Source organism: Pseudomonas sp. DrBHI1 (assembly GCF_002205115.1).
GTDB classification, from domain to species: Bacteria; Pseudomonadota; Gammaproteobacteria; order Pseudomonadales; family Pseudomonadaceae; genus Aquipseudomonas; species Aquipseudomonas mosselii.
Window position 1 is genome coordinate 133,793 of sequence record NZ_NIBE01000143.1, and the last position, 24,985, is coordinate 158,777.

Genomic DNA, 24,985 nt, shown 5'->3' on the forward strand with positions numbered 1-24,985 from the left:
CTAGCGAATCTGGTGCTTGTGCAACAGCCGATAGAACGTTGGCCTGGAAACGCCCAACACCTTGGCCGCGATGCTCAGGTTGTCGCTGTGCCGGTTCAGCACATCGCACAGCGCCTGGCGCTCGGCCCGATGCTTGTAGTCCTCCAGCGTGCCCAGCGGCTGGTCCTGCTCCTGCAGCTCCTGCAGGCCCAGGTCCTGCGCCTCGATCTGCCGGCCCTCGGCCAGCACCAGGCCGCGGCGCACCCGGTTGGCCAGCTCACGAACATTGCCGGGCCAATCGTGGCGCCCCATGGCCGCCAAGGCGCCCTCGCTGAACGAGCGCGGCCGGCGCCCCGTCTCGGCGCTGTAGAACTGGGAAAAATGGCTCGCCAGCATCGACAGGTCGCCATGCCGGTCACGTAGCGGCGCGGTCACCACCTGCAGGACATTGAGCCGGTAGTACAGGTCCTCGCGAAAGCGTGCCAGCGCAATGGCCTTCTCCAAGTCCACGTGCGTCGCCGCCAATACCCTGACGTCCACCGCGATGGGCTGATTGCCCCCTACCCGCTCGATGTGCTTCTCCTGTAGAAATCGCAGGAGATTGGCCTGCAACTCCAACGGCAGGTCACCGATCTCATCAAGGAACAGGGTGCCACCATTGGCCGCCTCGATACGCCCCACCTTGCGCTGGTGCGCCCCGGTGAACGCGCCTTTTTCATGGCCGAACAACTCGGACTGGATCAGGTGCTCGGGGATGGCCCCGCAGTTGATGGCGATGAACGGTTTGTCGCGCCGTTGCGATTGCCGATGCAAGGTACGCGCCACCAATTCCTTACCCGTGCCGCTTTCGCCCCGGATCAACACCGGCGATTCGGTCGGCGCCAGCTTGCCCAGCAACTTGCGCAGCTCACGGATCGGCCGGCTCTCTCCAAGCAGTTCGTGTTCGGGCTCGTCCACCCGCACCGTGCCCTTGCCGCGCAGCCGCGCCATGCCGAAGGCGCGGCCCAGGGTAACCTGCACTCGCGAGACGTCGAACGGCAGGGTGTGGAAATCGAAAAACCACTCGCAGACGAAATCGCCGACATTCTGCAGGCGCAATTCTTCGGCGCTGAGCACGGCGATCCATTCGGTGTTGCTGCGCTTGATCAGGTCCTTGACCGCCTCGGGGTGCAACAGGTGCGAGGCTTGCAGTCGTACCAGGCCCACATCGCAGGGCTGCTCCATCGCAGCCTCGAGCGTGCAACTTCGCACATCCCAGCCGACGCTGCGCAGGCCCGGCAAGAGGCGGTGGCAATCATCGCAGGGGTCGACGATCAGCAAGCGGCGCAGGGATGCGGTATCGGGCATGACCTTTCCTTGGCGCCAGATTTTGGTTTTTTAACTATAAACAGTCAGTTGCGACGCCCGAATTAACAGTAGCAATGAACTTGACGCTCCCCACTACCGTTGGTCAGCCCGGTAAGAACTGCGCATGCCACGCCGGGAATTTTCCAACTCGATTACCGTCTTAGGCGCGATGGACAGGCAGGGAAACATCGCCGATTTAAAAAATTTTCAACGGTCATGTGACTTGAACCCTGACCTGGAGCATCAGTACGAATAACCCCGCGCTGTACACTTTTGTGGAATAACACCGCGGCACTTTATTTCGCTGTTTGGGACCATGAGAGAGACCGAACCATGAACGCCCCGCTCCGTGTCAACGAAGCACTGCTGATCGCCGACCACGCCTTCGAACCCTTCCAGTGCGTAGCCTGGGATGCCCCTAACGGTACTGGTGAACTGAGCCTGGCAGTGATCGACCGGACCAGCACCCGTATCGGCAGCAAGCAAGTGTCCTCGCGCGTCTATTCCGACCCCGCGCAATGGGCCAGCCTGATCGAGGAAGTGCGCGCCGAACTGTCCGGCAAAGGTTACGACCTGCAACCCTGGTCGATGCCGAAGTAAAAGAGCACGGTACTGCAAGTGCGTGGCCACCACGCACTTGTGCAAGTTTCCCCACATTCGGGGATAACTTGGTCAATTGCGACATCCTGTCGCAGTTACATCCTTATTTGATCACCGCGAACTGCTCGATATGCCGATAGTCGGCCTGCAGTTGTTCGGCAAGTTGGCGTGCCCGGCCAATGCGCACCGCCGCTGTTTCCATATCCACCAGCAATGTGCTGCAAGGTAGCGGTTGCAACGCCGCACCCTGTTGCAGGCGGCCATCGGTCAACACCAGGCAGCGCTGGGTTTCATGGGGAAAGCGCTTGCGCCGGGCCAACAACCACTGACGTGCCTCCTCCAGTGCCGCCGGCAACGGTGTACCACCGCCCGCCCCCAGCGCCTGCAACCAGGGCTGTAACGCCGCCGAGGCTTTCAGGCCATGGCGTTGCCATTGCGGTCGGTTGCCACTGGCTGTCAGCAAGGCCAGCCGTGCACGCTGACGGTAGGCCTCATCGAACAACCCGGCCAGCAGCCCCTTGGCCTGGGCCAGTGCCTGATTGCGCCGGGTCGACGCCGAGGCATCGACGATCACCAGCCACAATTCCGGCGCCTGGGCTTGGCGCTGCTGCCAACACAGGTCGCGGCGCTGGCGTGGCCGGCCCTTGAGCAAAGTCGCCAACCAGGCGATACGCCCGCTATCGCTGGTGCGCGGGCGGCCCCGGGAAGACCCCGTCAAATGGCCGACGCGAGGCCTGGCATCCGCCACCCGATCATGGCGCGAGCGGATGCTCAGGGCTTTTTTGCCCAGTTCGGCACCTCGCGCCGAGCCCCCGTGGCCACCGGCTGGGCAGGCAATGCCCCCCAGTCGCCCTGACCGCCCGGCGCCTCCTGCGCACTCGCCTGCCCGCCAGCCGAAGTGGCCTGGGGTGGCGGCGCCTCGGTGCGGCGCCGATGACGCAGGGCAAACTCGGCAACCGCCTGCACATCCACCTCCTCGATCACCGCGTTACCCCGCCAGGCGGCATGGGCCCGCGCTGCGCGCAACCAGACCAGGTCGGCGCGCAGGCCGTCCACGCCAGCGGCGAAGCAGCGTTCGGTAATCCAGGCCAGGGCCTGGTCGTCCAGGGCGATCGATGCCAAGCGCTCACGCGCCGACCGACAGCGCTCGCGCAACGCCGCCTGCTGCTCGGCCCACAGTTCGCAGAACGCCTGCGGATCGCTGTCGAAGGCCAGCCGGCGCCGAATGATCTGCTGACGCGCCTGCGGCGCTGGCAAACCTTCCAGGGCCACGTTGAGGCCAAAACGGTCGAGCAACTGCGGACGCAGCTCGCCCTCCTCCGGGTTCATGGTGCCGATCAGCACGAAGCGGGCGGCATGCCGATGGGAAATGCCGTCGCGCTCGATGCGGTTGGTGCCGCTGGCGGCCACATCCAGCAGCAGGTCCACCAAGGGATCGGGCAACAGGTTGACTTCATCGACGTACAACACCCCACCGTCAGCATGGGCCAGCACGCCCGGCGAGAACCGTGCCTGGCCCTGGCCGAGGGCGGCATCCAGGTCGAGGGTGCCAACCAGGCGCTCCTCGGTGGCTCCCAGCGGCAGGGTCACGAACGGACCGTCGCCAAGCAGATCGGCCAAGCCCCGGGCCAGGGTGCTCTTGGCCATGCCACGCGGGCCTTCGATCAGCACGCCGCCGATCTTCGGGTCGATGGCGGTCAGGCACAGGGCCAGCTTGAGGTCGTCGGCGCCAACCACGGCGGCCAGGGGGAATTGCACGGGTTCACTCATGTTCAGCTGTCTTCCTCGCCGGCGAGCAACTGTTGCTCGAGGCTTTCACGATAGTCGCCCGGCTCCTGCCACAACCCGCGCTGCTGGGCTTCCAGCAGGCGTTCGGTGAGGTCGCGCAGGGCTTCGGGGTTGTGCTCGCGCATGAAATCGCGGGTGGTCGGGTCGAGCACATAGGCATCGGCCAGCCCTTGGTAATGATGATCGTCGATCAGGTGGGTGGTGGCGTCGAAGGCGAACAGGTTGTCGACCGTGGCCGCCAGCTCGAACGCGCCTTTATAGCCGTGACGCTTGGCACCGTCGATCCACTTGGGGTTGAGCGCCCGGGCACGGATCACCCGGTTGAGTTCTTCCTTGAGGGTGCGCACCCGGGGCCGGTCGGCCTGGCTGTGGTCGCCGTGGTAGCTGGCCCGCGAGGTGCCGGCCAGGGTTTCGGCAGCCGCCAGCATGCCGCCTTGAAACTGGTAGTAATCGTTGGAGTCAAGCAGGTCGTGCTCGTGGTTGTCCTGGTTCTGCAGCACCGCCTGGACCTGGGCCAGGCGCTGGACGAACGCGGCGCGGGCCGGGGTGCCTTCGTCAGCGACGCCGTAGGCGTAGCCACCATGGTTGAGGTAGACCTCGGCCAGATCGTCGCGACTGTGCCACAGGCGACCATCGATAGCGTTCTGCACACCCGCCCCATAAGCGCCAGGTTTGGCACCAAACACCCGCCAACCGGCCTGTCGCGCTGCCTGCTCGGCCTCGACTCCGGCCTTGAGCAGCGCTTGGCGCTCGGCGCGCACCCGCGCGGCCAGTGGATTCTGGTCGTCCGGTTCGTCCAGCGCCGCCACCGCCTGCACGGCGGCGTCGAACAGGCGGATCAGGTTGCCGAAGGCATCGCGGAAAAAGCCCGATACCCGCAGCGTCACGTCCACCCGCGGCCGGTCGAGCAGGCTCAGCGGCAGGATCTCGAAGTCATCGACCCGTTGGCTGCCGGTGGCCCACACCGGGCGCACGCCCATCAGCGCCATGGCCTGGGCGATATCGTCGCCGCCGGTGCGCATGGTCGCCGTGCCCCACACCGACAGGCCCAGCTGGCGCAGGTGATCGCCGTGATCCTGCAGGTGGCGCTCGAGGATCAGGTTGGCCGAAGCGAACCCCAGGCGCCAGGCCGTGGCGGTGGGCAGGTTGCGCACATCGACGGTATAGAAGTTGCGCCCGGTGGGCAGCACGTCCAGGCGGCCGCGGCTGGGCGCGCCGCTGGGCCCGGCCGGGACGAAACGCCCGGCCAGGGCCGCCAGCAGGCCATCGATCTCGGCGCCGCCGCAGGCATCGAGGTCGGGCGCGACCTGCTCGATGAGCGTGCGCAGCACCGCGCGCACCGCCTCCCATTGCGCCTCGTCCGGCAGCGCCACCGTGCCCATCTGGGCCTGCTCAATCAATGACAACGCCAGCAACTCCAGGCGCTCGCGAGTATCGCCACAGGTTCGCCAGAGGCTGGCGTCGAGTTGCGTCAGCAGGTCCGGGCGCGGCCCTTCCCAGGCCTGCCCCAGGTCGCAATCCAGCGGATCGAAGCCCAGCGCCAACGCCTTGGCCAGCTCGCGGATCAGGCTGGCGTTACCGCCCCTGCCATCGCCCCGCGCCACCCGCAGCAACGCCAGCAGCGTATCGCTGCGCAAACGCCCCTGCGGCGACTGGCCGAACACGTGCAGGCCGTCGCGGATCTGCGATTCCTTCAGGTCGCACAGGTAGGTGTCCAGCCGCGGCAGCCAGACCGCCGCGTCCTCCATCTGGCCTTCGAGCTGCAGTTCGCGGTCGATATGGTGGGTCTTGACCAGTTCGAGGATGTCACGTTGCAGCTCGCGGGCACGGCGTGGGTCGAGCAACTGCGCCTCGTAGTATTCATCGGCCAGTTGCTCCAGGTGGCGCAGCGGGCCGTAGGTCTCGGCACGGGTCAACGGCGGCATCAGGTGGTCGATGATGACCGCCTGGGTGCGGCGCTTGGCCTGGGCGCCCTCGCCCGGGTCGTTGACGATGAATGGGTAGATGTTGGGCAACGGGCCGAGCAAGGCATCCGGCCAGCACTCGGCGGACAGGCCCACGCCCTTGCCCGGCAGCCATTCCAGGTTGCCATGCTTGCCCACATGAATCACCGCGTCGGCGGCATAGCCGTTGCGCAGCCAGAAGTGAAACGCCAGGTAGCCATGGGGCGGCACCAGGTCCGGGTCGTGGTATACGGCGCTGTGGTCCACCTGGTAGCCCCGCGCCGGCTGGATGCCGACGAAGATCAGGCCGTAGCGCAGGCCGGCAACCATCATGCGCCCACTGCGGAACATCGGGTCCTGCTCGGGTGGCCCCCAGCGCTCCAGCACCGCGCGTTGGTTGGTCTCGGGCAAGGCGGCAAAGGCGCGCTGGTAGTCGGCCAGGGCCAGGCTCTGGGCGCAGGGGCGCTGGTCGAGATGGTCGAGGTCGTTGGTGACCCCGCCGAGCAACTGGTGAATCAGCTCAGTGCCGGTTTCAGGCAGGCCAGCCACTGGGTAACCCTGCGCCTGCAGGGCCTCAAGGATATTGAGCGCCGCGCCCGGCGTGTCCAGGCCGACGCCATTGCCGATGCGCCCGTCGCGGGTCGGGTAGTTGGCCAGCACCAGGGCCACGCGCTTTTCCTGGTTGTCCAGGCGCGCCAGGGTCACCCAGCGCCGTGCCAGTTCGGCGACGAAGTCCATGCGTTCGGGGTGGGCCCGGTAGCAGACCACATCGGACTGGCTGCGCTCGCTGCGCCAGGCCAGGTCCTTGAAACTCACCGGCCGGGTGATGATACGCCCGTCCAGTTCCGGCAAGGCGATGTGCATCGCCAGGTCGCGGGCGCCCAGGCCCTGCTCGCTCTGCTCCCAGCCAGGTTGGTTGTCCTGGGCGCAGATCGCCTGCAGCACCGGCACATCGCGGCGCAGCGGACGCAGGTTGGGTTGCTCGGGGCTGGACAGGGCGAAGCCTGTGGTGTTGATCACCACCTCGGCCTGCACCTCGTCGAGCCAAGCCTCGACCTGGTCCAGGCAGGCGCGTTCCTTCAGGCTGGCCACGGCAATGGGCAATGGATTCAGCCCGCAGGCCTGCAGGCGCTGGCAGAACACATCGATGAACGCCGTGTTGGCCGCCTGCAGGTGCGAACGGTAGAACAGCAACGGCGCCACCGGATGCTCCGGATTCCACTCGGCGTACCAGTCCTCCAGGCGCGCCGTGGCCTTGGCCGGGTGATAGACCGCCGTGCGCGGCAAGGGCTGCGGCTCATCCCATGGGTAATCACAACCCAGCCATTGGCTGGCCAGGCAGTTGAACAGGTTAACGGCGTTGGCCTTGCCGCCCTGGCGCAGGAAGTGCCAGAGGCGCTCGGCCTGTTCGCCGCGGACCGTGCCCAGGTCGGTAAGCTCAGGATCGGGGCGGTCGTCGCCGGGCACCAGGATCAGCTCGACCCCACGCTCCGCCAGTTCGACCAGTTGCTCGACACCATAGCGCCAGTAGCCGACGCCGCCATGCAGCGACACCAGGATCACCTTGGCATGGCGCAGCACCTGGTCGACATACACGTCGACCGAGGCATGGTTCTGCACCTGCATCGGGTTGGCCAGGCGCACGCTGGGAAAGTGCGCCGGCAGCTGCTCGGCGGTTTCGGCGAGCAGCGCCAAGTGTGAATCACCGCTGCAGAGGATCACCAGGTCGGCGGGGGTCTGGCCGAGGTCGGCGATGCTGTCGTCCGGCACGAAGCCGCCGGGTTGGGTCCGCAGCAGGTGCATGGATCAGGCGCCCAGGGCCTGGCGCAGGCGCGCTTCCAGCTGTGCGGCGTCCAGCGCCTGGCCGATCAGCACCAGGCGGGTGATCCGTGGTTCATCGCTACGCCAGGCGCGGTCGAAATGCTTGTCGAAGCGGGTGCCCACCCCCTGGATCAGCAGACGCATCGGCTTGCCGGGAATCGCGGCGAAGCCCTTGGCGCGCAGGATGCCGAACTCGGTGACCAGCTGGGTCAGGGCGTCGAGCAGCAGGCTCTCGTCGGACTCGGGCAGATCGATGGAGATCGAGTCGAAGGCGTCGTGGTCATGGTCGTCATGGTCATCGCCGTCGTGATGCGAGTCGTGATGGGTACGGCGACCATCGATATGCACCTCGGACTCGGCGCCCACGCCCAGCAGCACTTCCAGCGGCAGGCGGCCGCTGCTGGCCTCGATCACCTTGACCGCCGGCGGCAGCTCCTCGGCCACCTCGGCACGGACCTTGGCCAGGCCCTCGGCGTCGATCAGGTCGGCCTTGTTCAGCACCACCAGGTCGGCACTGGCCAGCTGGTCGGCGAACAGCTCGTGCAGCGGCGACTCGTGGTCGAGGTTGGGGTCGAGCTTGCGCTGGGCATCGACCTGCTCCGGGTAGGCGGCAAAGGTGCCGGCGGCCACGGCCGGGCTGTCGACCACGGTGATCACCGCGTCGACGGTGCAGGCGTTGCGGATTTCCGGCCATTGGAAGGCCTGTACCAGCGGTTTGGGCAAGGCCAGGCCGCTGGTCTCGATAAGGATGTGGTCGAGGTCGCCGCGACGGGCCACCAGCTCGCGCATCACCGGGAAGAACTCTTCCTGCACGGTGCAGCACAGACAACCGTTGGCCAGCTCATAGACGCGGCCGTTGGCCTCTTCCTCGGTGCAGCCGATGCTGCACTGCTTGAGGATCTCGCCGTCGATGCCCAGCTCGCCGAATTCGTTGACGATCACCGCGATGCGGCGGCCCTGGGCGTTGTCGAGCATATGGCGCAGCAAGGTGGTCTTGCCCGAGCCGAGGAAGCCGGTAACGATGGTGACGGGAAGCTTGGCCAGTGTTTTCATGTCGCGATGCCCTTGGCAGCAATGGCGCGGGCATGCAGGACGACAGCCACGGCCCTGCCGGCCTGGCGCGTTCGCCACCGGATCACCCCGCCCGGTTGAAAGTCGAAAACGTCACGAGGCAGGTCTCCTGGCTCGCACCGCTGCGGCTCGCTGGCCGGTGGGCCGGCGCCTTCCCGCGCGCCTGCGCAGTGGCTGTGCCGAACCCTTCAGTGCTTACAGTTGCGGGGGCAGCCGCGGCTTGTACCGCGTTCCCGTCTTAGCTCGGGCCAACGCCCGAGAACCTCGCAGCGGCAAGGCTACGCAGTGCCTGCCTGGCGGTCAACCGCCATGGCGATTGACGCGGGCCCGGCCCCGTGATTTGCTAGCGCATTGCGTTCAGGTGCCCCCGACGGGGGTGAAACGGGAAACCGGTGCGTCGCGCCTCCATTGCTAAGGAGCCGACAAGGCCGGTGCTGCCCCCGCAACGGTAAGCGAGAGAAGCGTCCGAACCACTGTGCCAACAGTAAGGCATGGGAAGGTGACGCCCCACGGAGTCCTGCTCCACCTCGCCAGCCCGGAGACCGGCCTGACACGTGCTCACAGTACACCCCGCGGTGGGCGGGCGTCGTCGTATCACCTGGGCCAATCGTGCCCGGGGTCGTCGCGCATGTCCGTTGCCACAACAAAAGCAGCAGAGGAACGCGTCATGCCCATCACCAGCGCCAAACACAGTATCGCCACCCCCGTCAGCCTCAGCCAGCGACTGATCGTCGCGGTCGGCGCCAGCCTGCTGGGCCTGTGCCTGGTGTACTTCGCCGGTTTCTCGCACATCGAGGCAGTGCACAACGCTGCCCACGATACCCGCCACAGCGCCGCCTTCCCTTGCCACTGAGTAAACCCGCATGATTACGCGCATCGCCCGTACCGCGGGCTTCAGCGGCCTGCTCGCGGCCCTGCTGCTGACCCTGCTGCAAAGCTTCTGGGTCACCCCACTGATTCTCCAGGCGGAAACCTACGAGTCCGCCGCCCCGGTCGCCGAACACCATGAACACGGCGACGCCACCGCGCCCCACGAGCATGAGCACAGCGCCGAAGCCTGGTCGCCGGAAGACGGCTGGCAGCGCGTGCTGTCCACCACCGGTGGCAACCTGGTGGTCGCCGTCGGTTTCGCCCTGATCCTGGTCGCTCTCTACGGCCTGCGTGAACCGAACCGCGTGGCCACCGGCGCGCTGTGGGGCCTGGCCGGCTTTGCCGTGTTCTGCCTGGCGCCGACCCTGGGCCTGCCACCGGAACTGCCCGGCACCGCCGCCGCCGACCTCGGTCAGCGCCAGACCTGGTGGATCGGCACCGCAGCGGCCACCGCCGCCGGCCTGGCGTTGTTGGTGTTCGCCCGGCACTGGCTGCTCAAGGCGCTGGGTGCCGCTCTGCTGGTGATCCCGCACCTGATCGGCGCGCCACAGCCGGCCGTGCATGAAAGCCTGGCGCCGCAAGCCCTCGAGACCCAGTTCAAGATCGCTTCCTGGCTGACCAACGCCGCGTTCTGGCTGGCCCTGGGCCTGCTCAGCGCCTGGCTGTACCGTCGCTCCAGCCAGGCCTGATGCGCGATCTGCCTGCTCAGCCGGCGTTGTACGCCGGCTTTGGCTGTCGCCGCGGCTGCCCGGTCGAGACCCTTGCGGTATTGCTGCGCCAGACCCTCACCCGCAACGCCCTGCCCCTCTCGGCCCTGCGCGGCATTGCCAGCATCGAGCCCAAGGCCCGCGAGCCCGGCCTGCTGGCACTGGCCGAACGCCTGGGGCTGCCGTACATCTGTTTCGATGCCGCGCATCTACTGGTTTTCGAAGCGCAGCTCAGCCAGCGTTCGCCCACGGCGTACGCGCAGACCGGCTGCTGGGGCGTCGCCGAAAGCGCCGCACTGGCCCTGGCCGGCGATAACGGCCGCCTGCACGTGCCGAGGCAGGTCCTCGGCAGCGCTACCCTGGCCCTGGCCATCGGCGGATAATCCGCCACTCTTCTATACAAGGAACCCCCATGACGGTCTATTTCATCGGCGCCGGCCCCGGCGATCCCGAGCTGATCACGGTCAAGGGCCAGCGCCTGATCCGCCAGTGCCCAGTGATCGTCTATGCCGGCTCCCTGGTCCCCGCCGCCGTGCTGGAAGGTCACCAGGCGCACACGGTAATCAACAGCGCCGAACTGCACCTGGAGCAGATCGTCGAGGCGATGCGCCAGGCTCACGCCAACGGCGAGGACGTGGCGCGCGTGCACAGCGGCGACCCCAGCCTTTATGGCGCCATCGGCGAACAGATCCGCCACTTGCGCGAACTGGATATCGACTACCAGATCGTCCCCGGCGTCACCGCCACCGCCGCCAGTGCCGCGCTGCTCGGCTGCGAGCTGACCTTGCCCGATGTGGCGCAGACCGTGATCCTCACCCGCTTTGGCGACCGTTCGCCAATGCCGGCCGGTGAGCAACTGGCCGACCTGGCCCGCCACGGCAGTACCCTGGCCATCCATCTGGGGGTGCGCCACCTGGCCCGCATCGTCCAGGAGCTGCTGCCACACTATGGCGTCGACTGCCCGATAGCGGTGGTCCATCGCGCCACCTGGCCGGACCAGGACTGGGTCAAGGGCACGCTGGCCGATATCTGCGAGCGCGTTGCCGCCAAGGATTTTCGGCGTACCGCGCTGATCCTGGTCGGTCATGTGCTGGGAGACGCGCCATTCGCCGACTCGGCCCTGTACCGCGCTGGTCACGCCCACCTTTACCGTCCAGGCACGTGAAGCGATTGCCGACCGGGGCGCGGCGTAGCACACTGGTTTTTCCAACTGGAAGGAAACCAAGACCATGCTCGAATTGCGCCCCAACTGCGAATGCTGCGACGCCGACCTGCCGGCCGAAAGCCCAGATGCGCTGATCTGCTCGTTCGAGTGCACCTTCTGCCGAGCCTGCAACGACCGGCACTTCCACCACCGCTGCCCGAACTGCGGCGGCCAGCTGGTTGCCCGCCCCTCCCGCGCCGGCAAGGTGCTGGACAACAATCCCGCCTCGACACAGCGTGTGCACAAGCCGCACGCGCCCTGCGCCTGAACCTCGTTTGTAGGACTTTTCTACAGGTTTGTGCAGGTTTTTCAACACACCTATACTCGCCTATTACCAAGGCTCCTGAATATCCGTAAGGTGCGCGCTGCCCAGCAAGTCCGCTGCTCAGCGCCTTTGATCATAGGCTGGAAGCGGGCTGCACTTTGACAGGAGCTACCTGAATGACATCCGTGCTGTTGGTCGATGACCACCACATTGTTCGACTCGCCGTACGCATGCTGCTCGAACGCGAACGCTTCACCGTCGTGGGGGAAACCGGTAAAGGCAAGGAGGCTGCTCGCCTGGCCGAGCAGACCAAGGCGGACGTGGTCATCCTCGACATCGGCCTGCCGGACCTCGACGGCATGGAGGTGATCAAGCGGCTCAAGCTGATCGACCCACCGCCCCGGATCATGGCCCTCACCGGCCAGCCCGCCGACCTCTACGTGCGGCGCTGCATGGACGCTGGCATCTCGGCCTTCGTCAACAAGGACGAAGACCTCGATGCCCTGGTCTTCGCCCTCAAGGCACTGGTCAAGGGTTACTCGACCTTCCCGCAGATGGCGGTCAACAGCAACACCCTGGAAAGCGAGACCGAGCGCCTGGCACTGCTGTCCAACCGGGAAATGGAAGTGCTGCGCCGGCTCAGCGCCGGCCAGAGCAACAAGCTGATCGGCGAGCAGATGAACCTCAGCGCCAAGACCATCAGCACCTACCGCGGCCGGATCATGGAGAAGCTCAAGGTCGAGTCGCTGGTAGAAATGGTGGACCTCGCCAAACGCAACAACGTGGCCTGAACCATGACTAAGGGGGCATCACTGTGCCTGCTGCTGGTCGCGTTGCTGTCGCCATCCGCACTGAGCGAGGTGCACAGCGAGCCCCGCCACCTGCTTGCCCGTGCCCTGAGCGCGGCGCCACCGCTGGCGTTGGCAGCGACCGACCGACAGTGGCTGAACCAACGCAAGCGCCTGGTGCTGGGCAGCTCGCGCCCGGACTATCCACCCTTCGACATCAACATCAGCCAGGCTGACTACGAAGGCCTCAGCGCCGACTATGCCGGCCTGATCGGCGAACAGCTCGGGCTACCCATCGAGGTGCGACGCTATGCCAGCCGCGCCCAGGCGCTCGATGCCTTGCGTGCCGGCGAGATCGACCTGCTGGGCAGCTCCAATGCCTTCGAGGCCAACGATGCTGACCTTACGCTGAGCCTGCCCTATGCCGACGACTTGCCGGTTATCGTGTCCCGGCAGAACCGAAGCCTGCGCGTAGAGGACAAGCTTGAGGGTCTGCGCCTGGCCATGGTCGACCATTACCTGCCCATTCGCACAGTGCAGCAACTCTACCCCCACGCTCAGCTCAGCCTCTACCGCTCCACGCTCGCCGGTGTGACCGCGGTGGCGCTGGGGCAAGCCGATGTCTACCTGGGTGATGCCATCAGCGCCGACTACGTGATCGCCAAGGGCTTCCAGGAAAGGGTCAAGGTCGATCATTTCGTCCAGATGCCGGCCAGCACTTTCGCGTTTGCCCTGGCTCGAGACAACCCGCGCTTGCTGCAACTGGTCGACCTCGCCCTCGGCCGCATCTCCGACAGCGAACGGCTGAACATCCTTCGGCGCTGGACGGGCGGCAGCACCAGCTTCCTGCTCGACCGCCGCCTCGACGCCCTGACCCACGAAGAACGCGAGTGGATCGCCCGGCACCGGCAGGTCAAGGTGATGATCAACACCACCCTCGCCCCCCTGAGTTTCACCGACGCCCAGCAGCAAGCACGGGGGATTGCCCTGGATTTGCTGGAGCGCATCGGCCTGCGCACCGGCCTGCAATTCCAGATCGTCGAGTCGGAGTCATTCGAGGACATGGTCGAGCAAGTCGCCCAAGGCAAGGTGGACATGATCGGCGCTATCGGCTACGGCGTGCATCGTGCCCAACGCCTGCGCTACACACGCCCCTACATGATCAGCCCGCGAGTGCTGGTCACCCGCCAGAATGCACCGCCACTAGACACCAAGCAGCCGCTGCAGGGGTTGCGCGTGGCACTGCTGCGCGGCTCGCCATTGCTCGACGACCTGGAACGCCAGGTCGTCGGCCTGCGTACCGTGGAGGTCGAAAATCCCTTGCAGCTCATGGAGGCGGTGGCCAACGGTGATGCCGACGTCGCCATCAACTCGCACGTCAATGCCGCCTACTTCATCAACCAGGCTTTCAGTGGTCGCCTCAAAATCGCCGGGTTACTGGGCGATGAACCCGCCCTGGCGACCTTCGCCGTCAGCCCCGCGCTACCACAACTGCAGGCGATCCTCGACAAGGCGTTGCTGAGTATCCCACCTGATGAGCTGGAACAACTGGTCAATCGCTGGCGCACCAACGCAGTGGCCAGTGACAGCCCCTGGCGCAATTACCGCACGCTGGCGCTGCAGGTCCTGGTGCTGGCCACGCTGCTGCTGGCCGGCGTGGTGTTCTGGAACAGCTACCTGCGTAAACTGATCCAGCAACGCAGCGAGGCCCAGCGTGCCCTGCAAGAACAGCTTACGCTCAGCCGCGGGCTGCTCGAACAGCTGCGTCAGGCCAAGGACGACGCCGAGCAGGCCAGCCGGGCAAAAAGCACCTTTTTGGCGGTCATGAGCCATGAGATCCGCACACCGATGAACGCCGTCATCGGGCTGCTCGAAATGGCCCTGGAGGACAGCCGCCACGGCCACAGCGACCGCCAGGCGCTGGAGGCGGCCCACGATTCAGCGATCGGCCTGCTCGAACTGATCGGCGATGTACTGGACATCTCACGCATCGAGGCCGGCCACATGACCTTGCAACCGGTGGCCACCGACCTGGTCGAGATCGTGCGCACCACCCTGAGGGTCTTCGAAGGCAACGCCCGTCTCAAGGGGCTCAACCTGCGTGCTGTACTGCCCGATACCTGCGCCTGGGCGCTTGCCGATCCGTTGCGCCTCAAGCAGGTACTGTCGAACCTGCTGAGCAATGCGATCAAGTTTACCGACCAGGGCCAGGTCGATGTGTCATTGGTGGTGACCCCGCTCGACGGCGACCTGCAGCACGTCACGCTGCAGATCAAGGACAGCGGTGTAGGCATCAGCTCCAGCGACCAGACACGGCTGTTCACCACCTTCTCCCAGGTCGATGGCCGCCAGGCGCGCCAAGGCGCAGGGCTGGGACTGGTGATCAGCCGCGAGCTGTGCGAGCTCATGGGCGGCGAGCTGCGCTTGCACAGCATCGAAGGCCTGGGGACCCAGGTCGATGTCCACCTCACCCTGCCCGCTGCCGAACCCGCCACCCGGGAGTCGCTCGACCGCGCCTCGATCGAAACCGGCAGCGGCCCCCTGCGCGTCCTGGTGGTCGACGATTATCCGGCCAACCTGCTGCTACTCGACAAGCAACTGCGTTCGCTGGGCCACCAGGTGACTCTCGCCGATCACGGCAAGACGGCGCTGGCACTCTGGCAAGTCGGTCGTTTCGACGTGGTGATCACCGATTGCAGCATGCCGGTCATGGATGGCCATACGCTGGCCCGCAGCATCCGTGCCGAGGAACGCGAGGCTCGATCACCGGCCTGTCGCATCATCGGCGTCACCGCCAACGCCCAGGCCGAAGAGCGTCAACGCTGCCTGGACAGCGGCATGGACGAATGCCTGTTCAAACCGATCGGCCTGCAGGCGCTCAGGGCATGCCTGCCACTGGCCACCACCCTGCCCGATCAGGTCGACATGATGCCACGGCCCAGCGGCTTCGACCTGGCCGAACTGCGCCACCTCACCCAGGACGACACTCAGTTGACCCGGCGCCTGCTGGAACAACTGGCGCAAAGCAGTGCCGAGGACCTGCAGGCATTGCATGCGCTCGGCGCAGATCCGTCACCCGAGGCCCTGGTGCCCGTTGTCCATCGGGTCAAAGGTGGCGCGAAAATGCTCAAGGTCAGAGGTGTCAGACAGGACTGCGAAGCCTTGGAGCAAGCCATCGCCCTAGGCCTGCCCGTGGATCAATTACTCGCCCGGTTGCGGGCGAGCCTGCAAGGCCTGGAGCTGGAGCTTCGCCAGAGCCTCAGTGCAATTGAAGGGTCGAACTGATCTGACTGATGGCGTCCACCACGTGCCGTGATCCCTGCTGGATCTCCATGATCACCGTGCCGGCCTCGTTGGCCAGCTCCACGCCCAACCCCGTGCGGGTCAGGCTCGACTGCATGCTGGCCACCGCGGTCAGTGACAGGTCGTGATTCTGCCGCACCACCTCGACGATCTCCAGGGTCGCCTTACTGGTGCGCGCCGCCAGGTTGCGTACTTCGTCGGCGACCACGGCGAAGCCTCGGCCATGCTCGCCGGCCCGGGCCGCCTCGATAGCGGCATTGAGCGCCAGCAGGTTGGTCTGGTCGGCGATGCCGCGGATAGTGAGGACGATCTGCCCGATCACCTCGGACTGCTTGCTCACCGCATCGATGGTACGGGCGGCGTCGTTCAACTCGGAGGAAATCTGCTCGATCACCTCCACCGCCTGCTGCACCACCTGGGTGCCCTTGCGCGCGCAGGCGTCGGTCTGCATCGAACTGGCATGGGCAGCATCGGCGGCGGTCTGCTGGGTGCTGATCTGCCGGGTGATGTCGCTGGCGAACTTCACCACCTTGTACAACCGGCCCTTGTTGTCGAAGATCGGGTTGTAGGACGCCTCCAGGTACACGGTTTGGCCCTGCTTGTTGATGCGTTCGAAGCGGTGCGAGTGGTACTCGCCGCGGTTGAGCGAGGCCCAGAAGTCGCGGTACTCGGCCGACTCGCGCTCATGGGGCAGGCAGAACAGCCCATGGTGGCGCCCGACTACTTCCTCCAGGCGATAGCCCATGGTATCGAGGAAATTCTGGTTGGCCTTGATTACCCGCCCGGCCGGGGTGAACTCGATTACCGCCATGGAGCGGCCGATGGCCTTGAGCAGGCTTTCGCTCTCATGCTCCTCGATCACATGGCGGGTGATGTCGGAGGCCACCTTGATCACGCTGGTGACCTGCTGGCGCTCGTCGATCACCGGCATGTAGCTCGCCTCCAGCCATACTTCGCGGCCCGCCTTGTCCAGGCGCTCGAAGGTACCGCTGATGGCCTTGCCCTGACCCAGCTCACGCCAGAGTTGCTGATACTCGGCACTCTTGGCGTAGGTCGGGTCACAGAAGATCCGGTGGTGCTTGCCACGTATCTCATCGGCACTGTAGCCCATGGTCTTGCAGAAGTGCTCGTTCGCTTCGAGGATCGTGCCATCCGGCGCGAACTCGATCATCGCCATGGAACGGCTGATCGCCGCCAGCTTCGCCTCCATGCCCGCCAGGGCTTGCCGGGCGCGCTGGATTTCGACCAGATCGGACTTGCGATGGTATTCGAACATGGGCCGGGGCTCCTGTATCCACGGGATGTCCTGAGCATAGATCGGCCCAAGCACCATGCAAGCGATCTGATATCACTTTTGGATTATGCATTTGTACCGTCTGTCTGCCCGAGGCCTCAACACCTACCAGTCGAGCCCGGGCGACCTCCTCCGGCCGAGCCATGCGTCCAAGCGAAGTGTCTTGCCATAGTGATTCAGCGCGGCCTTGAGCCAGGGCAGCGCCGCCGTCACCATACCGACCGTGCCCAGCAGGTCGGTTTCGAAGGCCTGGCGCCATAGCGGCACAACGCCTGCAGGCGCCGGTGATGCGGCGCATGGCGACACGGGCAATGCGCTTGCTGTTCGACCTGGTGACGTGCCGACACACCACAAGGCTCAGCGATCTCCGGTTGAAAGTCTGCGAACCAATCCACCCGGTGCAGACGGCCCTTCTATAATCCCCAGGTACCCGCAGCGCGATGCTGCCCCTTCAGAGGGATACACATGAAGATCGTGGTCACCAGCATCCTCGTCGACGATCAGGCCAGGGCCCATGCCTTCTACCACCATGTCCTGGGTTTCGAACCCAAGCACGATATCCCCATGGGCAAGCACCGCTGGCTCACACTCACCTCCCCCAACGACCCCAACGGCGTCGAGCTGCTGCTCGAACCCGACGCCCATCCCGCGGCAAAAATCTACAAGGCCGCGCTCAAGCAGGACGGCATTCCCGCCACCTCCTTCGGCGTGCGCGATATCCAGGCCGAGTATGAGCGGCTGTGCAAGGCCGGCGTGCAGTTCACCCAGCCGCCCACGGCCATGGGCCCGGTCACCGTGGCCGTGTTCGACGACACCTGCGGCAACCTGATCCAGATCGCCCAGCGGCATTAGCCGGCAGGCCCGCACCTTATACTCGCGTGGTTTTCCACGTGGACTGCTACATTGCTGAACTAACCCGGCGCAGCCAGAACAAGGACAACCCATGCGCTTCGAATTCAGCGAAGTACTCAACGACCTGATCGACTATTTCCTGCTCGGCGATATCCAGTTGCTCGAACAGTTCAAGGAAGACCACGACCTGCCCGACGACCTCGCCCGCGCCTTCACCCGCGGCGACAGTGGCGACCTGGCGGTGGCGCAGGGGGTAATCCTGCCCCTGGCCGGAATCGACAACCTGCCCTACCGCATCCTGTTCACCCTCGACGAGCCCACGCCGGCACTGCTGGAGCCCGGCAGTCGCCTCAAACATCGGCGCGCAGGGTATGTGCTGCGGATCGAGAACCGTGCGCTGATGCTGTTCACCTGGCGCATCCTGCAGCACTTCACCAACAAGGCCTTGGGCGACCTGCTGGCACGCTACCAGGAGCCGGGGCGACCGATCATCGAGCTGGACAACGGCTGGTACACGGTGGAAGTACTGGCGGGTGCCGTGGTGCGCGATGGATTGTATGAACCGGCGTTCGAGTTCGTGCTCAAGAAGGCGTATGCCAAACCGCAGACCTCGGCGGTGGATGTCGGGTACCGGTATACCTTGCGTGGATACTTCGACTGACCGACAAGCCCGCTCCGCGTATGCGGGGAGCGGGCCAGCAGGCAGTCAGGTGTGGTTGATGTCGCGATCCTTGGTCTCCGGCAGGAAGAAGATCCCCAGCACCGCCGTCATCACCGCGATCACGATCGGGTACCACAGCCCGTAGTAGATATCCCCGGTCGCCGCGACCATGGCGAAAGCCACCGTTGGCAGGAAACCGCCGAACCAGCCGTTACCGATGTGGTACGGCAGCGACATGGAGGTGTAGCGGATCCGCGCCGGGAACAGCTCCACCAGCCAGGCGGCGATCGGGCCATAGACCATGGTCACGTAGATCACCAGGATGCTCAGCAGCAGCAACACCATCGGGTAGTGGATCTTCGCCGGGTCGGCCTTCTCGGGGTAGCCGGCCTCCTTCAGGGCCGCCGTCAGGGTGGCGGTGAAGGCATCGCTTTGGGTTTTCAGGTCCGCCGCGGCCAGGCTGCTGCCCTCGAAACTCGGAATCACCCGCTCACCGATGCGGATCTGCGCCACGCTGCCGGGCTCGGCCTTCTCGTTCTCGTACGGGATCGCCCGCTTGGCCAGCAGGCTCTTGGCGATATCGCAGGAGCTGGTGAACCGGGCCTTGCCCACCGGATCGAACTGGAACGCGCACTGCCCGGGGTCGGCCACCACCACCACCGGGTTCTGCTCCTGGGCGACGAACACGTCCGGGTTGCCGTACTCGGTCAACGCCTTGAAGATCGGGAAGTAGGTCAGCGCGGCGATGATGCAGCCGGCCATGATGATCTTCTTGCGCCCGATGCGGTCGGACAGACTGCCGAAGACAATGAAGAACGGCGTGCCGATCAGCAGCGAGCCGGCAATCAGCAGGTTGGCGGTCTGCGGGTCGATCTTCAGGGTCTGCAGCAGGAAGAACAGCGCGTAGAACTGCCCGGTGTACCACACCACCGCCTGCCCGGCGGTACCGCCGAGCAACGCCATGATCACCACCTTCAGGTTGTCCCAGCGGGCGAACGACTCGGTCAGCGGCGCCTTCGACGCCTTGCCTTCGGCCTTCATCTTCATGAACACCGGCGACTCGTTGAGCTGCAGGCGGATGTACACCGAGATCGCCAGCAGCAGGATCGACAGCAGGAACGGGATGCGCCAGCCCCAGGCCTCGAACGCCTCGGTGCCCAGGGCAGTGCGGCAGGCCAGGATCACCAGCAGCGACAGGAACAGCCCGAGGGTCGCGGTGGTCTGGATCCACGCGGTGAAGAAGCCGCGCTTGCCCTTGGGTGCATGCTCCGCCACATAGGTGGCGGCGCCGCCGTACTCGCCGCCCAGCGCCAACCCCTGCAACAGGCGCAGGGTGATGAGGATCACCGGCGCGGCCACGCCGATGGTCGCGTAGCTGGGCAACAGCCCCACCACGGCGGTGGACAGGCCCATGATCACGATGGTGATGAGGAAGGTGTACTTGCGCCCGATCATGTCGCCCAGGCGGCCGAACACGATGGCGCCGAACGGCCGCACGGCAAAGCCGGCGGCGAAGGCGAGCAAGGCGAAGATGAACGAGGTGGTTTCGTTGACCCCGGCGAAGAAGTGCTTGGCGATGATCGCCGCCAGTGATCCGTAGAGGTAGAAGTCGTACCATTCGAACACGGTACCAAGGGAAGAGGCAAAGATGACTTTGCGCTCCTCCCGGGTGATGCCACGTTGGGGCGCGCTACTGCCCGTGGATGCGCTGTCAAGGACCGCCATGGGTCGCCTCCGTCTGGTTGGGGTAGACCGGAGTGCTCCATCAGATCCCAAAGCACGCACCCAGGCCCAAGGGCATTACAGGCTGCGCGAAACACGACGAGGCATCGGCCCCGAATCGCGGCAAGTCACTTCAAGCATAATCGGCCTTTGAACGATATCCACTCGCATGAGTGCTTATGGACCAATACGGATAGGAAGCCTGGGATGAACGAACGACAGGACAGCGCTTGGCGAGGTCGACTCTGGCTGGCCGATGACCACTGCCTGTTGCTCGGCACGCCGGGCCGAACCAGCGTCCACGCCCATTATGCCCATCAGGTGCTGCTGTCCCTCGAGGGCGAGCTGTGCGTAGAAATCGCCGGCGAAAAGCGCTGCGGCCGTTCGCTGGCCATCGAGTCGCTGCAGCCCCACGCCATCCCCGAGCGTCAGGCGCCCTGCATCACTCTGTTTGCCGAGCCCCTGGCGTTTACCCTGGAAACCTTGCTCGACGTCTGCCAACAGGCGCCGCGTGATATCCCCGGTCTCGCCCAGGCGTTGCGTCAGGCGCCGCGCCGCCCATTGGACCCGCGTCTGGCACGATCCCTTGCGCGGATCCGGGCGTTGGACGAGCAGCGTCTGCCAGCCACGGCACTGGCTCAGGAAGCCGCACTGTCGATCAGCCAACTGGAGCGCCTGTTCAGCGGCAGCCTCGGCCTGTCGGTACGACGCCTGGTGCTGTGGCAGCGTCTGCGCCAAGCCCTGCGCCAGGCGCTGGCCGGTGCCTCCCTGACCGAGGCGGCCATGGCCGCGGGCTTTTCCGACTCGGCGCACCTCTCCCGCAGCCTGCGTCAGCAGTTCGGTATTCGCGCCAGCGACGCCCTGCGCCACCTGCGTTCAGACGCGCTGATCTAGGGCCTGGCGCAGGCCGCGTGGCAGCGGCGCTGGCGGCTGCGCCGTGGCCGCCGGTCGAAACGGCTCACACAGCTGTGCCAGGTAGGTTTGCGGGTAGTCCGGGCGATCGCCGATACCCATGTCGTCATCGGCCAGCCCATAGTCCGGCAGGTGCAGCGCGGTCCCCAGCAGGCGATCCCACAGCGGGAAGAACAGGGCGAAATTGACGTCGCCCAGCCTGCCGTACTTCAGGTGGTGCAGCCGGTGCACGGGCGCCCAGGCGAACAGATGGCGCAGGCCACCGATGCGCATGTCGACATTGCTGTGCTGCAGCAGCAACTGCACCGAGATACTGAAAGCCAGCAGCGCCGCGACATCCTGTGGCAAACCCAGCAGCAACAATGGCACCACACCGCCCAGGGCCTCGGCCAACTGGTGCAGCGGATGCTTCATCAGGCCATTGAAACCGTACAGCCGGGTCACGCTGTGATGCACCGCGTGCAGGCGCCAGAGTAACGCGCTGCGGTGGCTGGCGTAGTGCACAAGGGTGATGCCCAGGTCGGCCAGTGGCAGCGCCAGGAGCAATTGCCACATTACCGGCCAGTGGCTGGGCCACAGGCTGCTGGCCGGCAGCCAGCCGGCAAACAGAGGAATGACGGCGATACTGGCGACATTGAGCGTTTCGTTGACCAGCGCGTGCAGGCCATCGCGTCCGCCCTCCCCGCCGGCCTCGCTCCAGGCGGGCTTGTAGGGGTACAGCGCTTCGCAGGTGAATGACAGCAAGATGGCAACGCCGAGCAGGGGCAACAGCCAGAGGATGTCGGCACCGAGGTTGATCAGCCATACGGCGGTGGCGATGAACCCGAGGAAAAAGCATGGGGCATAGAGGATGCGCATGGAAGGCTCCGAACATGGATGGAGCCCCAGTGTTGCCCGGCAACTGAATCAGGCGCTTGAACGAACGGCGCATCCGCTGCCTCAGGCCAGCAGGCAGCCTGCGATCATTCGCCTTTTCGCGTCGCCAACTGACGGCGCATCTCGTCATTGGCGCCCTGGGCCTGCGCCAGTATCGCTCGCAAGCCCTGCACCTGGGCGTCACGCTGCTGCAGTTGTTCGTCCAGCAACCGGCTCTGGGCCGTTGCCTGGCGCTGCTCGGCGAGCAGGCGCTCATTGTCGCGGTGCAGGCGGGTCACCTCGTCCTGACGAGCGATGGCCCCCTGTTGCAAGGTCTGCAATTGTCCCTGCAACTGTCGCACCTGGGTCTCGTTCCGGCGTTGCTCCTGCTGACGCTGTTCGAGGCTGGCGCGCAGTTGCTCGTCCTTGTCTGCCAAGCGCGCTTGCAATTCGCCCTGGGACTGGCTCAGACCAGCACTGCGCAGTTGTTCGGTTTGCAGGCTGGCCTGGCAGCAGGACAGGCGTTCTGACTCGGCGTGCAGCGCACCACTCAAGCGCTCCACCTGGCGCAACGCGTTGGCCAGGTCACGCTGAGCCAGTTGCAACTCAGCCTGCATCGCCGCGCAACGGGCCTCTGCGGCGGCCTCAGCGGCGTCGATGCGCGCCTGTCCTTCTTCCTGCAATTGCGCCGCCAGTCGCTCGACCAATCGCCCCAGGGGCTCACTTAGCGCCGCCGTGCTGCCTAGCATTTGCGCCGGCTGGCGATCAAGCTCTTTCAGGTAGCGGTGAATGGTGGTCTTGGACCCGGTATTACCCAGTTCGATACGTACCGCATCGATACTAGGGTGTTCACCCCGGGCCATCAGCGCTTGCCGTGCTTGGTAAACAGCTGCCTTGTCGATGCCTATACGCGCCATTGCTCACTCCACCGTTACATACCATGGAATGTACCATGTAATTTCGGTGAATACTGCCTGCTCCACAGTGCCTTTTCAAGCGCGTCGATAGCAATCCGCTTGGATACCCAGCCCTCATAGATGAGATCTATCACCTCATCCAGCCTATCGATTTGACCGCGTCAAATTGCCTCAGCTAACGTGCCGCCCGCTTCGCAGCTACCCCCCTGCTGCCAAACCCCGACCCGCGGCCTGAGCCACCGTCCTTGCGTTCGAGTTGTTGATAATGTCTGTGAATACCCCCTCCCGGATCACCGAGCTGGTCATAGAAGCCGGCACCCGCAAAGCCCATCTGCCCACCCGCACCACCCTGATCCTCGGATTCCTGGCCGGGGCATTCATTTCCCTGGGCTTCCTGCTGGCAATCCACGTCAGCACCATGATCCCCACGCCATGGGCCTCGTTCGGCACCCTGCTGGGCGCCGCGGTGTTCCCCATCGGCCTGATCCTGGTGATCCTGGCCGGAGGTGAACTGCTCACCGGCAACATGATGAGCCTGCCCCTGGCGATGTTTGCCGGGCGTATCCGCCTGTGGGCGGTCGCGCGCAACTGGGCCCTGGTGACCCTGGCGAACTTGCTGGGCGCGCTGTTCGTCGCCTATTGCTTCGGTCATCTGCTCGGGCTGACCGAGGGAGCGTACCTGGGCAAGACCCTGGCGGGCGCGACCAGCAAGGTCAGCGCCGACTTCCTTCATGCCTTCGTCTCCGGCATCGGCTGCAACTGGCTGGTGTGCCTGGCGGTGTGGCTTTCGTACGCCAGCCGTGAAATGAGCGGCAAGATCCTCGGCATCTGGTTCCCGATCATGGCCTTCGTCGCCATCGGTTTCCAGCACGTGGTGGCCAACATGTTCCTGATCCCGGCGGCAATCTTTGCCGGTTACCTGAGCTGGGGACAGTTGCTGGAAAACCTGGCGGCGGTATTCCTGGGCAACGCCGTGGGTGGCGCGATCTTTGTCGGCCTGGCCTACTACGTCTCGTTTGGTGTACCGGCGCAGGAACAGGGCGCGCTGCAGTAACCGACTTCAGCCCTCGCGGCGCCGGCGAAGCGCTGCACGGCCTGGCGACGGATGACTCAGCTGTCCTGGCCCAGCACGTAGCGGTCGAAGTGCTGGATATGCTCATCGAGGTTGTCCTCGAGCATCATCCGGTACTGCTCGCAGAAGTACTTCAGCAGTTCCTCCCGCGCAGCGGCCATTTCCTGTGCGGACTTGAAGCTGCGCGCGGTCATCCAGGCATTGAAGCGACTGGCGGCGAAGGTCAGCGAAGCGCTGACCTTGCCAAGATCCTCAAGCTTTTCGATCTGCTGGTTGGCCAGTTCGATATGCGCGTCGGCGCGGTCGTAGAAAGCCTGGTCGGTGGCTTGTGCCATGGAGATCTACCTATTGGAAAGGTTGAATTCAGGCCGTCTTGGCCTGAACGGTGAACAGGCTGGCACCCAGCGTCATGAACGAGACGCCGAACAGGCGATTCATCAAGCGCGCGCGGCTTGGTGCGGCCAGCTGGTTTTTCAAGGCCTGGGCCAGGGTGACGTAGAAAGCGTGGGACAGCATCGAGCACAGGGCGAAGGTGACTACCAACAGGGCGAGCTGGCCCTCGGCGCCGTGGCCGGTGCGCATGAACTGCGGCAGGAAAGCGGCGAAGAACAGGATCGCTTTCGGATTGGTCAGCGCCACCGTCACGCCATTGAGCAGCAGCCGGCGATTGCTGGCGATAGCCTTGGCCGGCTGCTCCAGCTGGTCGAAGGCGCTGCTGCGGCTCTTCCACTGCTTGATGCCCAGGTAGATCAGGTAGCTCGCGCCCAGCACCTTGAGCAGCAGGAAGGCCGTGGCCGATGACTGCAGAAGCACCCCAAGGCCGGCACTGGTGGCGGTTGAGACCACCAGCAGGCCGAAGGCGTTGCCAAGTGAACCGAGCATCGCCCGCCTCGGCCCGTGGGACAACGAATTGGACAGGGCCATGATGACCCCGGGACCTGGCGACAGGGTCACCAGCATCGAGACAACGACAAAACCGAACCAATCGTGAAGCGACTCCTTGTACATCCTCGG

The 24,985-nt window shown here is 65.4% G+C and carries 23 protein-coding genes, 1 pseudogene and 2 riboswitches; of the genes and pseudogenes, 12 read left to right on the forward strand and 12 right to left on the reverse strand.

Going from position 1 to position 24,985, the window contains the following annotated elements:
* A complete protein-coding gene (locus CC207_RS26085) occupies positions 1-1,326 on the reverse strand; it encodes a sigma-54 dependent transcriptional regulator (RefSeq protein ID WP_062574247.1) in 1,326 nt (441 codons plus the stop codon).
* 333 nt (positions 1,327-1,659) lie between these two features.
* Here CC207_RS26085 and CC207_RS26090 point away from each other — a divergent pair, with 333 nt between their 5' ends.
* Complete coding sequence (locus CC207_RS26090) at positions 1,660-1,926, forward strand: hypothetical protein (RefSeq protein WP_028690802.1); 267 nt, start codon at positions 1,660-1,662, stop codon at positions 1,924-1,926.
* 103 nt (positions 1,927-2,029) lie between these two features.
* On the opposite strand, the gene CC207_RS26095 is transcribed toward CC207_RS26090, so the two are convergent.
* From CC207_RS26095 to cobW, 4 genes are all read right to left on the reverse strand, one after another.
* Entirely contained in the window at positions 2,030-2,596 is a 567-nt protein-coding gene (locus CC207_RS26095) for a VWA domain-containing protein (protein WP_088853077.1), read from the reverse strand.
* A 101-nt stretch (positions 2,597-2,697) separates the two neighbouring features.
* Positions 2,698-3,696: an ATP-binding protein gene (locus CC207_RS26100; protein ID WP_088853048.1), complete on the reverse strand. Its 999-nt coding sequence runs from the start codon at positions 3,694-3,696 to the stop codon at positions 2,698-2,700.
* Positions 3,697-3,698: 2 nt separating this feature from the next.
* Positions 3,699-7,460, reverse strand: coding sequence for a cobaltochelatase subunit CobN (gene cobN / locus CC207_RS26105; RefSeq protein WP_088853049.1), 3,762 nt, complete (start codon positions 7,458-7,460; stop codon positions 3,699-3,701).
* Between the two features lie 3 nt (positions 7,461-7,463).
* Positions 7,464-8,531: a cobalamin biosynthesis protein CobW gene (gene cobW / locus CC207_RS26110; protein WP_028690798.1), complete on the reverse strand. Its 1,068-nt coding sequence runs from the start codon at positions 8,529-8,531 to the stop codon at positions 7,464-7,466.
* Positions 8,532-8,630: 99 nt separating this feature from the next.
* Positions 8,631-8,831: riboswitch (cobalamin riboswitch) on the reverse strand.
* A 60-nt stretch (positions 8,832-8,891) separates the two neighbouring features.
* Positions 8,892-9,115, forward strand: a riboswitch (cobalamin riboswitch).
* Positions 9,116-9,216: 101 nt separating this feature from the next.
* On the opposite strand from cobW, the gene CC207_RS26115 reads away from it, so the two are divergent.
* The 7 genes from CC207_RS26115 (at position 9,217) to CC207_RS26145 (ending at position 15,668) form a co-directional block, all read left to right on the forward strand.
* Positions 9,217-9,402 carry a CbtB domain-containing protein gene (locus tag CC207_RS26115; protein WP_028690797.1) on the forward strand — a complete coding sequence of 62 codons (186 nt, stop codon included), beginning with the start codon at positions 9,217-9,219 and terminating at the stop codon, positions 9,400-9,402.
* Positions 9,403-9,412: 10 nt separating this feature from the next.
* Complete coding sequence (locus CC207_RS26120; protein WP_062360322.1) at positions 9,413-10,108, forward strand: CbtA family protein; 696 nt, start codon at positions 9,413-9,415, stop codon at positions 10,106-10,108.
* Entirely contained in the window at positions 10,108-10,509 is a 402-nt protein-coding gene (locus tag CC207_RS26125; RefSeq protein ID WP_062360324.1) for a cobalamin biosynthesis protein, read from the forward strand. The genes CC207_RS26120 and CC207_RS26125 overlap by 1 nt, the downstream gene beginning before the upstream one ends.
* Positions 10,510-10,538: 29 nt before the next feature.
* Positions 10,539-11,291 carry a precorrin-4 C(11)-methyltransferase gene (gene cobM, locus CC207_RS26130; RefSeq protein WP_028690794.1) on the forward strand — a complete coding sequence of 251 codons (753 nt, stop codon included), beginning with the start codon at positions 10,539-10,541 and terminating at the stop codon, positions 11,289-11,291.
* Positions 11,292-11,355: 64 nt separating this feature from the next.
* Entirely contained in the window at positions 11,356-11,598 is a 243-nt protein-coding gene (locus CC207_RS26135; protein WP_028690793.1) for a DUF1272 domain-containing protein, read from the forward strand.
* A gap of 173 nt (positions 11,599-11,771) precedes the next feature.
* Entirely contained in the window at positions 11,772-12,386 is a 615-nt protein-coding gene (locus CC207_RS26140; protein WP_028690792.1) for a response regulator transcription factor, read from the forward strand.
* 3 nt (positions 12,387-12,389) lie between these two features.
* Entirely contained in the window at positions 12,390-15,668 is a 3,279-nt protein-coding gene (locus tag CC207_RS26145; protein WP_062360325.1) for a transporter substrate-binding domain-containing protein, read from the forward strand.
* Here CC207_RS26145 and CC207_RS28480 read toward each other — a convergent pair.
* Positions 15,643-16,137 (reverse strand): methyl-accepting chemotaxis protein, encoded by a 495-nt coding sequence (locus CC207_RS28480; RefSeq protein ID WP_371349979.1) that lies wholly within the window; start codon positions 16,135-16,137, stop codon positions 15,643-15,645. The two genes, CC207_RS26145 and CC207_RS28480, sit on opposite strands and share 26 nt — an antisense overlap.
* Positions 16,138-16,179: 42 nt before the next feature.
* A pseudogene (locus CC207_RS28485) lies at positions 16,180-17,019 on the reverse strand (PAS domain-containing protein); the annotation flags it as partial.
* A gap of 426 nt (positions 17,020-17,445) precedes the next feature.
* On the opposite strand from CC207_RS28485, the gene CC207_RS26155 reads away from it, so the two are divergent.
* Together CC207_RS26155 and CC207_RS26160 are read left to right on the forward strand one after the other, a co-directional pair.
* Positions 17,446-17,832 carry a VOC family protein gene (locus CC207_RS26155; RefSeq protein WP_062360327.1) on the forward strand — a complete coding sequence of 129 codons (387 nt, stop codon included), beginning with the start codon at positions 17,446-17,448 and terminating at the stop codon, positions 17,830-17,832.
* A gap of 91 nt (positions 17,833-17,923) precedes the next feature.
* On the forward strand, positions 17,924-18,493 hold the full coding sequence (locus tag CC207_RS26160; protein WP_028690788.1) for a hypothetical protein: 570 nt from the start codon (positions 17,924-17,926) through the stop codon (positions 18,491-18,493).
* 45 nt (positions 18,494-18,538) lie between these two features.
* On the opposite strand, the gene CC207_RS26165 is transcribed toward CC207_RS26160, so the two are convergent.
* Positions 18,539-20,218 carry an MFS transporter gene (locus CC207_RS26165; RefSeq protein ID WP_088853050.1) on the reverse strand — a complete coding sequence of 560 codons (1,680 nt, stop codon included), beginning with the start codon at positions 20,216-20,218 and terminating at the stop codon, positions 18,539-18,541.
* A 204-nt stretch (positions 20,219-20,422) separates the two neighbouring features.
* Here CC207_RS26165 and CC207_RS26170 point away from each other — a divergent pair, with 204 nt between their 5' ends.
* Positions 20,423-21,109: an AraC family transcriptional regulator gene (locus CC207_RS26170; RefSeq protein ID WP_069016600.1), complete on the forward strand. Its 687-nt coding sequence runs from the start codon at positions 20,423-20,425 to the stop codon at positions 21,107-21,109.
* On the opposite strand, the gene CC207_RS26175 is transcribed toward CC207_RS26170, so the two are convergent.
* Both CC207_RS26175 and CC207_RS26180 read right to left on the reverse strand, forming a co-directional pair.
* Entirely contained in the window at positions 21,092-21,985 is an 894-nt protein-coding gene (locus tag CC207_RS26175) for a sterol desaturase family protein (RefSeq protein WP_028690785.1), read from the reverse strand. The genes CC207_RS26170 and CC207_RS26175 overlap by 18 nt on opposite strands.
* 104 nt (positions 21,986-22,089) lie before the next feature.
* Positions 22,090-22,899: a DNA-binding protein gene (locus CC207_RS26180; protein ID WP_088853051.1), complete on the reverse strand. Its 810-nt coding sequence runs from the start codon at positions 22,897-22,899 to the stop codon at positions 22,090-22,092.
* 265 nt (positions 22,900-23,164) lie between these two features.
* Here CC207_RS26180 and CC207_RS26185 point away from each other — a divergent pair, with 265 nt between their 5' ends.
* Positions 23,165-23,953 (forward strand): formate/nitrite transporter family protein, encoded by a 789-nt coding sequence (locus tag CC207_RS26185; protein WP_088853052.1) that lies wholly within the window; start codon positions 23,165-23,167, stop codon positions 23,951-23,953.
* Between the two features lie 56 nt (positions 23,954-24,009).
* Here CC207_RS26185 and CC207_RS26190 read toward each other — a convergent pair whose 3' ends face one another.
* Both CC207_RS26190 and CC207_RS26195 read right to left on the reverse strand, forming a co-directional pair.
* Entirely contained in the window at positions 24,010-24,306 is a 297-nt protein-coding gene (locus CC207_RS26190) for a DUF3144 domain-containing protein (protein ID WP_028690783.1), read from the reverse strand.
* Positions 24,307-24,334: 28 nt separating this feature from the next.
* Positions 24,335-24,979, reverse strand: a complete 645-nt coding sequence (locus CC207_RS26195) for a LysE family translocator (protein WP_088853053.1) — start codon at positions 24,977-24,979, stop codon at positions 24,335-24,337.
* Positions 24,980-24,985: the final 6 nt, after the last annotated feature.